Genomic DNA, 15,481 nt, shown 5'->3' on the forward strand with positions numbered 1-15,481 from the left:
AGGGGGAAATATTGTGAGTACTGGTGATATTAGCCTAATTGGTGGGTTGGTTTTGTCTGGATTAGCTATTATGTTTAATGTAATAATGAACTATTTTAATAAAAGGTATGAACTTAAAAAGGAAATAACCTTAAAGGTAATGGAGCTTTCATATCAAGAATATGAAAATAGAACTGAAAAAGCGATTCAGGAAGCTACAAAGGAAAGAAGAATGGCTGCATTATATCCATATGATTACTATCTAATTCACTTTGCAAGATTATCTAGATTAATACATAAAAAGAAACTCACGGAAAAGGAAATAAAAGAAGTGGTCCAATCACAAAATATGTTTATAAGAGTATATAAAAAAGAAATAGAAGAAAGCGAGAATTATTGAAAAGTATTCAATCGACATGTGTTAATAGAAAGTATAATTAAACCTCCTAATAAACCAATTAGACTTTTGCTGAAATGTTATCGTTAAGGAGTTTTTATATATGAAATTTATTATATCTGATAGCCAGGGAAAAGAAATGCATAAAGTGGATGTTAATAATTCATCTATTCTTTACCTTGATACAAAACATATTAACATGGAAGCTGGGGGATATCTGTTGCGTTCTCAAAAAAACCAGTGGAATCCTATTGCTGTCTCCTTTGAAAGATAAGTGAATATCATATTTAAAACAACTAAGAAGGCTAAAGAGTTTGCTAAATGGATAGTAGACCTTAATGAACAGTCAAATGATAGTTATACTAGAATGCTGGATTAGATAATTAGTTAACAAAAAGACAAAACAAAATAATTTGTTTGAAAATTAAATGACATTTTATTAGGTAAACACTACTACATCATTTTATCTGCGATTACCACTCTAGCCATGTAGAGTGCGTAGCAAAGATTGTAAAAGACCAGTTCACGAACTTCATTTCAAAAAGCATAAATAATTTTTTTATAAGAAAACATTGCAAAAGAAATACTGAATAATTTTAAAAAATTCTTATCGTCTTTTAGGTGTCAAATAAATAAAATGCTAACATTTTGCTAACGCAATCCAATGAAAAGGGGTGTAAACCAGTTATAGATGTTACAGACAAAAATTAGCAAAGCCTTAATATACCGAAATCTTAGCACACTATGTTAAAGATGTTTCACACTCTCACCTTATGGACGGCATGATGTAAGGCTTTTGAGCCAAACATCTGAGAAATAGTTAAAGCTATTTTTCACCCTTTCTGAGAACCAGTCATGTAAATGATTTTTTTCTAATGAATAGACTACTTCCATAAAAACAGGGAGGTATTTTTTTTGTCTGTTGTTCTAAATAATAATGAAATTATTAGCGAAATTTCCTTTCCACTCCACACACACCGGTTTCTGGAAGATTAAGTTTTACTTTTTTGGCCTCTTCCCAATCCCCTGTTAGTGCGGCAACAACACTTCTAACCTGCTCATATCCTGTTGTCATAAGAAAAGTCGGAGCACGTCCATAGCTCTTTGATCCGACAATATAAAAATTTTGCTCCGGTTGGCGCAATTCCTTTTCACCATGTGCTCGAACTGTTCCACAGCTGTGGACATTTGGATCAATCAATTCTGCTAATGCTGGTACACTTTCCAAACGATAGTCTGACTCATACTGAAGCTCTTTTATAAAAGAAAAGTTAGGTCTTGCTCCTGTGTTTACTATTATTTCATCAATCCCGTTAAGCGTTGCTAACTTACGATTTATCATCCCTTTAAGCTGAAGTTTTTCATCTGCCATTTCTATAGTATGAATTCGAAATTGTGGTTGAACTTGAACACGACCTGTCTCAACTAACTTGCTAACACTATACCCCATCTCTCCTCGCGCTGGTAATTCATCATTAATTCCCCCTCCGTAGACAGCAGAAACTTTTTGCCTTCTTAAAACCCAAACAATTTTGGTAGTTGGTTTTAGTTGCTTTAATTTTTCTAGTTCCAGAATCGAGTTTAGTGCTGAATGACCACTACCAATTACAGCTACAGTTTTACCTGCATACCTTTCTTTGTCACGGTTCATGGTTTCAGGTATTCCATATAATATTCTAGTACTATAGGCACTTTCTCCGAGTGCTTTGTTTCCACTAGAACCTGCTGGATTTGGGGATCCCCAAGTACCAGTTGCATCAATAACTGCTGATGCATACATGGTTTTCATTTCATTATTCTGTTCATATACTACTTCAAAAGGAAATGTTTCTCTACCATTCGTCTTCATCTTATCGATTCCAAACCGCTGAATACTCCTTACATGACAGTTTGTTTGGAGGTATGACTTAAGCTGAGGTACTTCAGCAAGTGGTAATAAATAACGCTTGACTAACTCCAATCCTGTCGGTAACTCTTCTTTAGGTGGTGCTATCCATCCATTTGCTTTTAATAACTCCTCTGCTATTTTATCTATATTAAATTCCCATGGGGAAAACATACGTACGTGCTGCCATTCTAATAAAGAATTACCAACTGATTGTCCTTTTTCCAATAGAACAAAGTTTTTATTTCGTTTAGATAAATGTGCTGCTGCCGACATGCCAACTGGCCCCCCACCAATAATAGCTACAGGTAACTGATTAACCATCCTATTTCCTCCTTTTTTATGAAAGTTATTCAGTTTTAAAGACGTGATTTCCATGTGATGGACGCAAAATAGTACCATGAAAGGAAATATAGTATGTCACTGTTAAGAATCTAAATTATGGAATATTATAGTTTTAATGGATACCCTTAGTACGAATCGGAAGGTCGATTTAGCTTCTTGCGTCTTTTACATATAACTAACGTCTTATATTAAAATGAGACATAAATGGAGGTAAAAAAACATGGACATGGATCTCATTTGGATTGAATTTCATGACCCTTTAAAACGATTTGTATTGAAACGAGTTTCTGATCAATATATTGCTGAAGACATCGTACAGGATGTATTTATTAAGATTTCTAAATCAATTCATACATTAAAAGACGAAGAAAAAATTAGTAGTTGGATATACAATATTACCCGGAATACTATTATTGATTATTATCGTAAGAAAAAACATACGGAAGAATTACCTTATGATTTAGTTGCTGAAAGCGAAGAAGACGATACATTAACAAAAGAGCTTTCAAGATGTATTGGTTCTTTTATCAATGAATTGCCCGAAAAATATAAAGAAGCAATTGAACTATCAGAAATAAACGGCATGTCTCAAATAGAATTAAGTAATTATTTAGGGATTTCTTTCTCTGGAGCAAAATCACGGGTGCAACGAGGTCGTCAAAAACTAAAAGAATTACTAGTAGCTTGTTGTCATATTGAAGCAGATCGATATGGAAATATTATCGATTATTTTCAAGTGAAGACTGACGATAGAAGTAACTGTCAAAACAGTTCCTGCAATTTGTGAAATACTTTAATGAAAAGTGATGTAGTTGACTATAAAAGTGCAGAATTTGAACTAGCTAAATCACTGAATCTATAAGTATTCGATAGTCTTCTAAACAGACACAATCTTGTTTGTGTGATTTTGGTCTTTATTACCAAACAAGATTAAGGGAGGAACTTTAAATTTCTTGGAAATCAGTACAAATATAAAGTGGGTATCTACTTGTTAAGTAGATACCCTCATTCACGGTCTTTAGCAACACGAGACCGTTGGCTTATTTTTATTACTATTCGTAGAGTTACAACCACATCCTTCTTCTCCTGCTGCTTTCGCATTTGCATCAGTCACACAGCAAGCATCTATATCTTGTGGAGCAGGACCACCGCAGCAACCCTCTTCATGAACTAGCTTTACTCCGATTTCTTTATTCATATATACAATCCCTCCTAATATTTTTCTTACACTATTTAAGACGTATGATGTCCTTGAAGGACGCAAATTAAAGTGCTATTCCGTATAGGAAATTACATATTAATTTAAAATTTAGAAAGATATCAATTCTATTGTAGGCACATTTATTTAAGCATATTTCGCAGAACAGCTAGGGTCGTTTTCTAAAATGGAGACATATGTATTTACGCCTCTTTAATCATATTGGTCGTTACAAAGTGGGAGCTATTTTCTGTGAAAAGTAAAAGGAAATAAATAGCCATTGTACAGAATTGTTTCGGTAGAAAGGAACATTAATCGTAAAATTAAAATAATTATTGACAGCATCTAAAAAGTAGCTTAAAGTGATAATGAAAATCATTATCAATTGGTTGCAAACAGATAAAAGCAATTGATAAACAAATACATTTCAGATGGGTAGGGTTACATATGAAACAAAAGAAATCATTTCTACTTATGTTAACGCTTGCGCTTATTGTTACTTTCGCGTTAGTAGGTTGTTCTAGCAAGTCATCAACAGATGAGAAAGAAGGAAGCGAGTCAGCAACTTCAACTGACTCCGAAAATGAATCAGAAGCTAGTTCACAATATCCGATTACAATCACACATGCTCTAGGTGAGGCAGTTATCGAAAGTAAGCCAGAACGTATTGTCACGATTCAATGGGCAAACCATGATATTGCTTTAGCATTAGGGATAGTGCCTGTAGGTTTCTCGGCTGCGAACTTCGGTGTTCAAGATGATAGTGGTTTACTGCCATGGACAAAAGAAAAATTAGATGAGCTTGGAGAAACGAACCCTAATGTTTTTCAAGATACAGATGGGCTAGATTTTGAAGCGATTTCAGATGCGAATCCAGATGTAATTCTTGCAGCGTATTCTGGTATTACAGCAGAAGATTATGAAACATTAACCCAAATTGCGCCTGTTGTTGCCTATCCAACTGCACCATGGGCAACTACTTGGCGTGAGCAAGTTGAACTTAATGCAACAGGTATGGGTATGAAGGAAGAGGGCGAGCAATTAATTAAGGATACAGAGAGCTTAATTGCTGAAAAATTAAGTGCTTACCCACAAATTGAAGGTAAAAAAGTAGTGTGGGTTAACTTCTCAGCGGATGATTTATCGCAATTACACATCTATACGCCAATTGATTCACGTGTGGCGTTTTTAGAGGAGTTAGGTATGACGTATCCAGATAGTGTAAAGGAGCTTATTACAGATCCAGAGAGCTACTCTTTAACATTAAGTGCTGAAAATGTAGAAGCACTATTTGATGCAGATTTAATAGTTGGTTATGGAAATGATGAGCTTTATGAAACGATTAAAGCAGATCCACTTCTAGGAAAAATTCCAGCAGTTGAAAGAGGTTCTGTGGCGTTTATTACAAGTGATACACCATTAGTAGCAGCGGGAACTCCAAATCCACTATCGATTGCCTATACAATTGATGAATACTTGGAGTTAATCGGTGGAGCAATTGATAAAATTGAACAGTAATTCCTCCGATTCGGATAAAAGGAAACTTGATTTACATGTACCGAAGCATTTTTCACTGATTCTGGTGATGGGATTTATATTATTAATCATTACCATTGTAGCTTCTCTTGTATTAGGAGCTAGGGTAGTCAGTTTCCAGGAGCTTAAAGATGGATTATTTTTTCAAAATCAAGATTCCTATGGTGCCATCGTCGTGCAAAAACGAATCTCGCGTACGGTTTTTAGTTTAGTCTGTGGGGTAGCATTAGCAATTGCAGGTGTATTAATGCAGACGGTGACTCGTAATCCTCTAGCTGACCCGAGTATATTAGGTGTCAATACTGGAGCAGCATTGTTTGTCGTATGTGGTATTGCATTTTTTAATATTACAACTGCCAGTCAGTATATTTGGTTAGCATTAATTGGAGCTGCCGTTACTGCAGTTTTCGTTTTTGGGATAGGTTCAATGGGGCGTGGTGGCGCCACGCCAATTAAATTAGTCTTAGCTGGAGCTGCAACTAGTGCAGCTCTTTCTTCACTTGTAACTGCAATTATGATTCCAAGTACATATGCAATGGATCAATTTAGATTTTGGCAAGTAGGAAGTGTCGGCGCAGGGTCGTGGGATTCGATTACGATTTTCATTCCGTTTTTATTAATTGGATTGCTAATTGCTTTTGTATCAGCACCAGCACTAAATGCGTTAGCATTAGGTGATGATACAGCAACTGGTCTTGGTGTGAGGCCGGGTATGCTCCGATTATTTGCGATTTGCGCTGGCGTTATATTATGTGGTGTAACAACTGCGTTAGCGGGCCCTATTGGTTTTATTGGCCTTTTGGCAACACATGCGATGCGTATAATTATTGGACCAGACCTACGTTTTCTAATTCCAATGTCTGCATTAGCGGGAGCGATTATTTTAACATTTTCTGATGTAGTTGGCAGATTGATTGGAAGTCCTGGAGAGCTTGAAGTCGGTATTATTACTGCATTTATCGGTGCACCAATCCTCATCTTACTAGCTAAGAAATCGAAGGTGAGGTCATTATGAAGAATCAATCTGGTGAAGTGAATAATCTTATCAAAGGTATTCGTCAACGAAGGAGGCGATGGATTTTTGTCACCTCTTTCTTAATCATACTAGCACTTGTACTTTGTTGTGCGATGCTTTTACTAGGAAATACGATTTATCCAATGAACGTTGTCATTCGTACATTGTTGGGAGAAGAAATACCAGGAGCAGATTTCGCAATCAATACGATTCGACTTCCTCGAATGATAACAGGACTGTTTGCAGGGTTTGCTTTTGGGGTAGCTGGTTATATTTTTCAAACGATGTTGCGTAATCCATTAGCCAATCCGAATATTTTAGGGATTACATCTGGCTCTAGTGTAGCTGCTGTATTTTGTATTACCGTTCTCCATACTAGTAATACAGTTGTTTCGATTGCGGCAGTCATTGGAGGATTAATTACGGTTATGGTTATGTATCTTTTATCTCGTAGTCGAACATTTTCCATTGGTCGGTTAATTATTATCGGGATCGGTATGCAGGCGATGTTTGATGCGGTAATTTCTTATTTGATTATGAAAAGTAGCCAACAGGATATTGCAGGAGCTCTAAGATGGTTAAGTGGCAGTTTAAATGGCTCGCAAATGAGTGAGGTATACCCATTAGTAATGATTGTAGTCGTCTTCTTGCCAATCATGCTCATTCTAGGTAAACAGTTAAGCATGCTAGAATTAGGTGAACAAATGGCTACGTCACTGGGGGTAGCTACCGATAAATTACGGATTACGTTAATCGTAAGCTCCGTATTGATGATTGCAATTGCTACAGCAACAACAGGACCGATTGCGTTTGTAGCATTCTTAGCGGGCCCCATTGCGAATCGACTAGTTGGTGTTAGTGCGTCAAATGTTCTCCCAGCAGGTTTAGTCGGTGCTAATCTTGTATTATTTGCAGACTTAATAGGACAGTTTGCATTCGAATATAGATTCCCAGTAGGTGTTATCACAGGATTACTCGGAGCACCGTATTTAATCTATTTATTAATTCGAATGAACCGAAAAGGAGAATTGTAATGAGCAATACACATGATTTTCGAGTGAATCAGCTTGTGGCAGGCTATGATAATAAAACCATTATACATGGAATGGATCTTGAAATTCCCAAGAATAAAATTAGTGTCATTATCGGTGCAAATGGTTGTGGAAAATCAACTCTATTAAAAACGATGGCCAAGCTTATCAAGCCAACAGCAGGGGATGTTACACTGAATGGGAAAGCAGTTAACAAATACCCTCCGAAGCAATTAGCACGTATTTTAGGGCTACTTCCACAATCTCCTGTAGTTCCTGATGGGATTACTGTAGCAGATTTGGTTGGTAGAGGCAGGTTTCCACATCAATCTTTATTTGGTGGTTGGTCTAAAAAAGATTATGAAGCGGTGGAAGAGGCAATGGAATTTATGAATATAACAGAGTTTGCCAATCATGACATCGATGAGCTTTCAGGTGGGCAAAGACAACGTGTGTGGATTGCCATGGCACTCGCACAACAGACAGATATTCTCTTTCTAGATGAGCCAACTACTTTTTTAGATATCACCTATCAGGTAGAAATATTAGACCTACTAACCAATCTAAACCGTGAGTACGGTACAACAATTGTCATGGTTTTGCATGACATTAACTTATCAGCGCGCTATGCCGACCATATCTTTGCTGTAAAAGATGGAAAGCTAATCGCAGAAGGTGAGCCTACTGAAGTCCTCACTAGCGAGGTTGTTAAAATGGTTTTTGATTTGAATTGTGTGGTCATTCCAGACCCCATTTCAGGAACGCCTTTAATTATTCCAAAAGGGCGGTATCATGTGAACGAGTGAGATAATTTGTTATTGGGATGTCTTTGTCGTGACTTGTAAACATCTAATTTAGTAAGCGCTCCTCAATCCCTATTTGTAATGGGGCATCCATTGATAGCTGTTTCATATTTCGTTTCCATTTACTATTTTAATAGTTAAATTAGCGTTTATGCAGAGCATTCTTGATAGAATGCTCTTTAATTTTTTGTCTTCTAATTTACAAACGAACCGACCTTTACAGGAGGCCAAAAATCCACGGATAACTTTCAAGTTGTTCTTTTCTTAGAAGAGTGATACTTAAATGAGTCTATTTTTTCTATTTACTTTCATAACAAACCATTTATTAAAACTGGGTATTAGGTCTAATGACTGGTTAGTTAAATATATCTATTTACCTATTATTTCGTATTCATAGGTAGTAATTCCTAGAAGTATGTTATATAATGTAAAATTGTTGGCTACATAATTTTAAAGCAATAAAAAATACTGGATAAACGCAACATGAAAGGAGAACAGGTATGGCAATAGTTGTAGATAAAAGAAAGTACAAGATGGCGATTGATGAAACAAATCGTGAAGTTCGTGTACAAGTACATGGATTAATTAAAGAGAATGATGCTGCAGAATATATGCAGGACTTAGAGGAGACCATTAACAAGGTTACTAGAAATTCGTATACATTAGTTGTCGATGCGACACATCAAACGACTACACCTTCTAAAGTAGTACCGCAATTAGACCAAGCATTACAATATTATATGATGTTAGGTTTTAAGGATTTGATTCTTGTTAAGCCTTCATCCAAAATCTCGCAGGTTCAAATTCGTAACTCATTAGAACGAATTAATTTTACAGGGAAGTATCTTGATCATTATTAATCATGTTAGGAGAGTAATAGATGACAATTTCAACTAGACTTTATACATATGATGTAGTGTCTGTAGAACAAACTGATTTAATAGCGAAAGCAGCTCAATGTCTGACAAAATCTTTTGTCGGAGTAGATATTGCTGGAAAATGGGTACAAGAGCCAATGGTAGGGCATTTGGATATCCGTGAAGAAGATTTTTATTTGTTTGTAAAAGAATATATAGAATCGACAGTTGATCAAGGTTATTGTATGGTAGCTCAAGATCATAATCATGAGGTTGTAGGTGTTCTTGCTGGGGATACAAATGTACCGGAGATTATAGGTGAAGATGTGTTCCAAGGCTCTTTTGTGGATATGAATGTTATTTTACATGTTCTAGAGGATGTAGATAAGCGTTTCATGGAAGCTTACCAAGAGAAAAATGGTAAAGAACTAACAGATGGCAAGTTGTTGCATTTGTTTATGATTGGTGTAACTGCCAAAGAAAATCGTCATGAGGTTATCGAACAGTTAGGGAAAGGCTTGATTGAAAAAGCAATCGCTGAAGGAGTAGAAGCGGTTTATGCCGAAGCTACAAACAACAAGTCACTTCGAGTATTAGAGAAGTACCATGGTTTGAAAAAGTATAAGGATAGTGAAGGGCATGATATTATGCATGCTTATAAAGAGAATACTAGATTAAATGAAATCTCTGAAACAATAGCCGATGGAACGTATATTGTTTTGAGAGAGTTAAACCAATAAAGCTTGAAAAAATTCATCATTTAGAGGATAGGTGAAAAACAACATGGATGCTGTATTAATAGGAGCAGTAATTATTTTTGCATTAACAACAGTTTACTTTGCCTTAAGATACTTTAAACTGAAAAAGAAAACTCATCTACATAATAGAGAAAATGGACTTCAGGAAGCGAACATTTCATTCAATGAATCGATTGAAAAAATAAAAGCTTTATCGACCACTATTCGCCAAAAAGGAGCGCACATAGTGGAAACTGGTGAAATGGCTTCTGAAAAAGGCGATATTGTAAGAGCGGCAATCGATGAGGTTGGCAGAGGTCTATCAAAACAGAATCAGGCTACCGAAGAAAGCTCCACTGCCCTTCAGGAAATGACCGCAGCTATCGTTGATTTAGCGGATCGTTCCAATCAAATTTCGGATCAGTCCCAATCAACTTTAGAGTTAACCAAACAAGGTAATGAAGCAGTCCAAATTTCTATTAAAAAGATGGACCACTTCAACCACATCATGACCGAATCTAATAGTTCCATTAAAAGTCTAGGAGAGAAATCTAAGGAAATTGGAACTATTGTTAAAGTGATTACAGGAATTTCAGAGCAAATCAACTTGCTTGCTTTAAACGCAGCAATTGAGGCAGCTCGCGCTGGTGAGCACGGTAAGGGATTTGCCGTTGTAGCTGATGAAGTAAGGAAGTTAGCAGAGCAAGCTAAAGATTCCGCAGATGAAGTTGCCAGCATAGTAAATGGAACTCAAACAGAAACTGACAATGTTGTGAAGACGATGGAGCAAGGTACCGAAGAGTTTAAAGACACGAATCAGGCGATAACAGAGGTTGGAGAAAAGTTTGAACGAATTCTAGCTTCTATTAAAACAATTGCTGAAAATAATAACGATTCCAGTGCAACGACGGAAGAATTATCATCTAGCTCTCAGCAAATTATGTCTACCTTTGAGCAAATCACCACAATTTCTCAGGAGTCTGTCGAGATGTTTGACGAATTAATGGAGATTAGTGATGATCAGTTGAACATGATGGAGGAATTAGTACAAGAAGCAAAGTCCTTACGTGAAATCAAAGAAGACATTGATTTACTCAAAAGAAATTCTGAGCAAGCAAATGTAGAAGCAGTTCATGCAAGCTAAGGCTACTTAAAAGAAGCCCCCATGTATTTCAAGTACATGGGGGCTTTCATCATGTGGATTATTTACTTCGCTTCATCTCTACGGTTTTTTGCATATTCAGCGGTTGCTGTATAGAGCACATCTGTTGATGAATTAAGTGCTGTTTCACAAGAGTCTTGTAAAACACCGATAATAAACCCTACCGCAACAACCTGCATTGCAATGTCATTCGATATGCCAAATAAGCTACAAGCGAGTGGAATGAGTAAAAGGGACCCACCTGCAACACCGGAAGCCCCTGCCGCAGATACAGCAGACAGAACAATTAATAAAACCGCCGTGATCATGTCTACTTCAATGTTTAGTGTATGGACAGCTGCAAGCGTTAAGACCGAAATGGTTACAGCTGCACCAGCCATGTTAATTGTTGCACCTAGTGGGATAGATACTGAATACGTATTTTTATCCAAATCTAGTTTTTTACATAATTCCATATTAACTGGAATGTTAGCTGCGGAACTTCGAGTGAAAAATGCTGTAATACCACTTTCCTTTAAGCATGTGAGGACAAGTGGATAAGGATTTTGCCGTATGCTTAGGAAAACTACTATCGGATTGACAATTAGTGCCACGAAAATCATAGATCCTAGTAGAACTAAAAGGAGCTTTCCATAATCTAGCAAGGCAGAAAGCCCATTTGTTGCAATCGCATTGAAGACAAGCCCCATGATTCCTAGTGGAGCCAAATTAATCACCCATTTTACAATAGTAGATATAGCATTTGAGAAGCTCTCTAGCATATTCTTAGTAGATTCTGATGCACCTTTTAACGCAATACCAAAGAGTACAGCCCAAACTAATATACCAATATAGTTTGCGTTAATTAATGCATTTATCGGATTGTCAACGATGTTAAATAGTACTGTTTCCAAAACTTCTAGAATACCACTTGGTGGAGTTAGATTGTCGGCACCAGTAGTTAGAGATAAATTAACTGGAAAAAGAAAGCTTGCAATAACGCCAGTTAACCCAGCTAGAAATGTACCAACCGCATATAAGGCAATGACAGATTTCATATTTGTTTTATGACCTTGTTTGTGCTTAGAAATTGCATGCATGACAAGGAATAATACTAATATTGGTGCAGCAGCCTTTAAAGCACCTACGAATAATTCACCAAAAATACTGATCCAGCTTACCGCATTAGGAATTGTTAATGCAAAAATAGTACCTATCATAATACCAATAAGAATTCGTTTTACTAGACTAACATGACTCCACTTGTTTAATAAGTTTTTCATCTATTTTCCTCCTCAGTATGATGTCATTATTTTTGTACCAGTTTAGATGTTTCGCTTTTTGTGTCTAAACTTAGCTTTTCTGGTGCAAACTTCAGCCTTTTCCACCCAAACTTTAGCTTACTCAGATCAAACATCAGATTTTCCAGCCCAAACTTTAGCCTTTTCGCCTCACCGAACATAAAAATGGCAACAAAAAAACACACGCATCCCTTATAAAGGGACGAGTATGTTACCCGTGGTTCCACCCAAATTCCCATAAGTAAATGACTTATGGCTCAAGTGCTTTAACGCAGCATAACGGTATTGGATACTATATTTCCCCAATACAGCTCAAAGGTGGTAAATTATTTTCCTTCGTTTAGGAAGTTTTCAGCTAGCCTTCCCTCTCTGTCAAACTGTAAAAATAATTCATGGCCTTTTCATCGCTTTTTCGCAATATTTATTAGATTCATTCTCAGGGTGAAAATAAAAAAACACACGCATCCCTGGTAAAGGGACGAGTATGTTACCCGTGGTTCCACCCAAATTCCCATAAGTAAATGACTTATGGCTTAAACGCTTTAACGCAGCATAACGGCATTGGATACTTATTTCCCCAATACAGCTTAAAGGTGGTAAGTTACTTTCCAACGTTAGGAAGGTTTCAGCTAATCCTTCCCTCTCTGCAAACTGTAAAAATAACTCGTGTCCTTTTCTTTGCTTTTATTAATTTAAATTATTAATTAATTTGTGATTTATCATATATCATCCACTCGTATATTTCAATACTTTTTTTGAATAAGTTTTTTCATCTGCTTTGGAGGGTTAAGTAAAGGAAAACTACTTCCATTTGCTTGGAAGTAGTCATCTATGATAGCTATTCAAATAAAATGATCAAACCTTTGCATCAAGGTCATTATAGAGCTGAAAAGTATTTTTGCCATTAAGTTTCGCTTGGTACATGGCAGAATCGGCCTTCTTTAGTAGAGACCTTAAATCATTGCCTTCTTGTGGAAAAGGCACAATACCAATACTAGCAGATACATGAATCTGGTAATCAAAATTACTCCAATCTGCTAACCTATCTGTTAGCTTTCTAGCTGTTTCAGCAGTTGAATGAGAGTCGGTTTGATTTGGCAATACAATGACAAATTCATCTCCACCAAATCGAATAGCTATGTCAGCATGATCAATCGTTTGACGAATACGGTTACCAACTTCAATTAAGACTAGATCGCCTACATCATGACCGTATTTATCATTTACTTGCTTAAACCCATCTAGGTCAAGAAGTAAAATAGATCCTTGGTTACTCATATAATCAAAATGATTAAATAAATAGTTCCGATTTAATAGCCCGGTAAGTGTGTCCAATGTCATTTGCTTCTCTAATTCAATAACATATGAGAAAAGATTTGAAAATTTAACTAGTATATCAATATCCTTTTCCGTATAATGAGCAGTTTTCGAGTCCACTGCACATAGTGTTCCATACATTTCACCATTATTATAGAAAATGGGGACGCCAATATAAGAATGAATATTCAAATCCCTTGTTACGTTTAAATTACTTGTAAAAGCGTGGTTAAAGGAATCATTAATAATCATTGGTTCACGATTTCCGAAGTATATTTGCTGACAATAAGACTCTTTCAAATCAAATGTTGATTTTTCTGGAAGGTTAATTCCAGTATTATTATCTAGCGTTTCCATAACAGTGAAGGTATCCGCTTGGATTTTCCCGACAAATAACAGCTTTCCTTCTATTACGGTATTGACTAGCTCAAGTAAATCTTTGGTAGTTTTATATCCCATTTAAATCCCTCTTATTACATCAAGTTGTGAAATAATCTTTTACTCTATGTTGTTATTACGCCATATATTAAGAAAAATATCAACAATTTGAGGGTCGAATTGGGTATCTTTTTTATTTTTAATTTCATTTAGTATGTATTCCGTATCAAGCGGATCCCGGTAAATACGTTTAGAGGACATTGCATCAAAGCTATCGGCTACTGCTACAATTCTAGCTAGTAATGGTATTTCATCACCGCTTAGTCCTTCTGGGTATCCTGTGCCATCATATCGTTCGTGATGGTATAAAACAATATCTAAGACACCATTATAGCGATAATTCATGACATGCTTTATCATGTTATATCCAATAGTAGGATGAGTCTTAACAATGTTAAACTCTTCCTTACTTAATTTACTAGGTTTATTCAAAATTCTTTCAGGTATACCGATTTTACCAATATCATGTAATAAAGCTCCGATGCGAATTGATTTGCAAGCATCTTCGGATAACTTCATCCTTTCTGCAATCATGACCGAATATTTTGCGACGTTTTCTGAATGATTCCGTGTATATGGATCCCTAGAATCTAAAGCATTAGAAAGTGCTATTGTTAATTCTAAATTATCCTCAATAACACGTTGCATATTCTTCATTAACCCTAAAGAAATAAACATGATCAACAGATAGGTAAATAAGTATGTTAGGAATGTCCAGAGGGTTTTCGTTTCTTCAGCTATTAGAAAAAATCTAAAAGCAACTACTATAGTTGTCATGAGGAATAATATCCAACTATGCCTCTCATAGAAACCAATACCCAAAAATATGGTACAAAAAATATATAAAATATAAAAATTACTTTCATTATGGAAAACAATACCGTTTAACGTAATCGTTATTAAAAATAATATATAAAAGCTGTATCGAAAAAATCTTGGGTTATTTATTAACTTTATAAATGCTTGTAACATAATACCTCCGGAATATTGATTTGACGTAAGTATTGTATTCGGTTTATGGAGGGGAAAAAACTAACTATATCCATTTGATTCAATTAGTTTTTGCATGATAGTATTTTTAATTCTTATTGAACGGTTAATTGAGATATTAAATTTATATTAGAAACAACAATATGGGAGTGTTATAATAATGGAAGTTTTTACATAACGAATGCAAATGTTAACGAATACCATCTATGAGTACGTTAACAATAAATTTTTTACAGTTGAATAGAAAATATTAGGGTTTAAATTAATGAAGACTTGTAGTAAAATTGTACTGGTAGTTAGAGTGGGTTAGTATTACATATAGTTCTAAATGCCTATCTAATTGTTATTGCAAGGAAAAAAAATAGTTAACATTTTTTAATCATTCCTTTGATAATAGCAAACCTATTGAAAAATGGGGACGCAAAGCCACGGGCCTAATGGAAATGTTTCGATGGTCGCCGGGTTGCCAAAAAGGTTGGAGATAATACTTAACGAAGTGATCAATAGCTTC

Annotated in this window: 15 protein-coding genes, 1 riboswitch and 2 other annotated features; of the genes, 10 read left to right on the forward strand and 5 right to left on the reverse strand. The window is 35.8% G+C overall.

The window, feature by feature from the left end:
* Nucleotides 1–13 precede the first annotated feature (13 nt).
* Both ABC228_RS12885 and ABC228_RS12890 read left to right on the forward strand, forming a co-directional pair.
* Entirely contained in the window at nucleotides 14–379 is a 366-nt protein-coding gene (locus ABC228_RS12885; RefSeq protein ID WP_345825553.1) for a hypothetical protein, read from the forward strand.
* 100 nt (nucleotides 380–479) lie between these two features.
* Nucleotides 480–650 carry a hypothetical protein gene (locus tag ABC228_RS12890; protein WP_345825554.1) on the forward strand — a complete coding sequence of 57 codons (171 nt, stop codon included), beginning with the start codon at nucleotides 480–482 and terminating at the stop codon, nucleotides 648–650.
* 672 nt (nucleotides 651–1,322) lie between these two features.
* On the opposite strand, the gene ABC228_RS12895 is transcribed toward ABC228_RS12890, so the two are convergent.
* The gene (locus ABC228_RS12895; protein ID WP_345825555.1) at nucleotides 1,323–2,585 is read right to left on the reverse strand and encodes an NAD(P)-binding domain-containing protein; all 1,263 of its coding nucleotides are present in this window, start codon (nucleotides 2,583–2,585) and stop codon (nucleotides 1,323–1,325) included.
* 241 nt (nucleotides 2,586–2,826) lie between these two features.
* On the opposite strand from ABC228_RS12895, the gene sigZ reads away from it, so the two are divergent.
* Nucleotides 2,827–3,393: an RNA polymerase sigma factor SigZ gene (gene sigZ, locus ABC228_RS12900; RefSeq protein ID WP_345825556.1), complete on the forward strand. Its 567-nt coding sequence runs from the start codon at nucleotides 2,827–2,829 to the stop codon at nucleotides 3,391–3,393.
* Nucleotides 3,394–3,624: 231 nt separating this feature from the next.
* On the opposite strand, the gene ABC228_RS12905 is transcribed toward sigZ, so the two are convergent.
* Nucleotides 3,625–3,804, reverse strand: a complete 180-nt coding sequence (locus tag ABC228_RS12905; RefSeq protein WP_345825557.1) for a hypothetical protein — start codon at nucleotides 3,802–3,804, stop codon at nucleotides 3,625–3,627.
* Nucleotides 3,805–4,251: 447 nt separating this feature from the next.
* Between ABC228_RS12905 and ABC228_RS12910 the strand changes: the two genes are divergently transcribed.
* From ABC228_RS12910 to ABC228_RS12940, 7 genes are all read left to right on the forward strand, one after another.
* A complete protein-coding gene (locus ABC228_RS12910) occupies nucleotides 4,252–5,322 on the forward strand; it encodes an iron-siderophore ABC transporter substrate-binding protein (protein WP_345825558.1) in 1,071 nt (356 codons plus the stop codon).
* A 67-nt stretch (nucleotides 5,323–5,389) separates the two neighbouring features.
* Complete coding sequence (locus tag ABC228_RS12915; protein ID WP_427902233.1) at nucleotides 5,390–6,355, forward strand: FecCD family ABC transporter permease; 966 nt, start codon at nucleotides 5,390–5,392, stop codon at nucleotides 6,353–6,355.
* Nucleotides 6,352–7,389 (forward strand): FecCD family ABC transporter permease, encoded by a 1,038-nt coding sequence (locus tag ABC228_RS12920; RefSeq protein ID WP_345825559.1) that lies wholly within the window; start codon nucleotides 6,352–6,354, stop codon nucleotides 7,387–7,389. Before ABC228_RS12915 ends, ABC228_RS12920 begins: the two co-directional genes overlap by 4 nt.
* The gene (locus ABC228_RS12925) at nucleotides 7,389–8,192 is read left to right on the forward strand and encodes an ABC transporter ATP-binding protein (RefSeq protein WP_345825560.1); all 804 of its coding nucleotides are present in this window, start codon (nucleotides 7,389–7,391) and stop codon (nucleotides 8,190–8,192) included. The genes ABC228_RS12920 and ABC228_RS12925 overlap by 1 nt, the downstream gene beginning before the upstream one ends.
* Nucleotides 8,193–8,689: 497 nt before the next feature.
* Nucleotides 8,690–9,049 carry a hypothetical protein gene (locus ABC228_RS12930; protein WP_345825562.1) on the forward strand — a complete coding sequence of 120 codons (360 nt, stop codon included), beginning with the start codon at nucleotides 8,690–8,692 and terminating at the stop codon, nucleotides 9,047–9,049.
* Nucleotides 9,050–9,069: 20 nt separating this feature from the next.
* Entirely contained in the window at nucleotides 9,070–9,786 is a 717-nt protein-coding gene (locus ABC228_RS12935) for a hypothetical protein (RefSeq protein WP_345825563.1), read from the forward strand.
* A 43-nt stretch (nucleotides 9,787–9,829) separates the two neighbouring features.
* Nucleotides 9,830–10,927 carry a methyl-accepting chemotaxis protein gene (locus ABC228_RS12940; protein ID WP_345825564.1) on the forward strand — a complete coding sequence of 366 codons (1,098 nt, stop codon included), beginning with the start codon at nucleotides 9,830–9,832 and terminating at the stop codon, nucleotides 10,925–10,927.
* A gap of 62 nt (nucleotides 10,928–10,989) precedes the next feature.
* Here the strand turns inward: ABC228_RS12940 and sstT are convergent, their stop codons facing one another.
* The 3 genes from sstT to ABC228_RS12955 all read right to left on the reverse strand — a co-directional run bounded on the left by sstT (nucleotide 10,990) and on the right by ABC228_RS12955 (nucleotide 14,757).
* Nucleotides 10,990–12,207, reverse strand: a complete 1,218-nt coding sequence (gene sstT, locus ABC228_RS12945; RefSeq protein ID WP_345825565.1) for a serine/threonine transporter SstT — start codon at nucleotides 12,205–12,207, stop codon at nucleotides 10,990–10,992.
* A gap of 213 nt (nucleotides 12,208–12,420) precedes the next feature.
* Nucleotides 12,421–12,639 (reverse strand) — a binding site (T-box leader).
* 57 nt (nucleotides 12,640–12,696) lie between these two features.
* Nucleotides 12,697–12,913, reverse strand: a binding site (T-box leader).
* A gap of 167 nt (nucleotides 12,914–13,080) precedes the next feature.
* Nucleotides 13,081–14,001, reverse strand: a complete 921-nt coding sequence (locus ABC228_RS12950) for a sensor domain-containing diguanylate cyclase (RefSeq protein WP_345825566.1) — start codon at nucleotides 13,999–14,001, stop codon at nucleotides 13,081–13,083.
* Between the two features lie 39 nt (nucleotides 14,002–14,040).
* Entirely contained in the window at nucleotides 14,041–14,757 is a 717-nt protein-coding gene (locus tag ABC228_RS12955; RefSeq protein ID WP_345825567.1) for an HD-GYP domain-containing protein, read from the reverse strand.
* A 598-nt stretch (nucleotides 14,758–15,355) separates the two neighbouring features.
* A riboswitch (cyclic di-GMP riboswitch) is annotated at nucleotides 15,356–15,441 on the forward strand.
* Nucleotides 15,442–15,481: the final 40 nt, after the last annotated feature.

This window comes from Ornithinibacillus xuwenensis (genome assembly GCF_039614845.1).
GTDB classification, from domain to species: domain Bacteria; phylum Bacillota; class Bacilli; order Bacillales; family Amphibacillaceae; genus Ornithinibacillus; species Ornithinibacillus xuwenensis.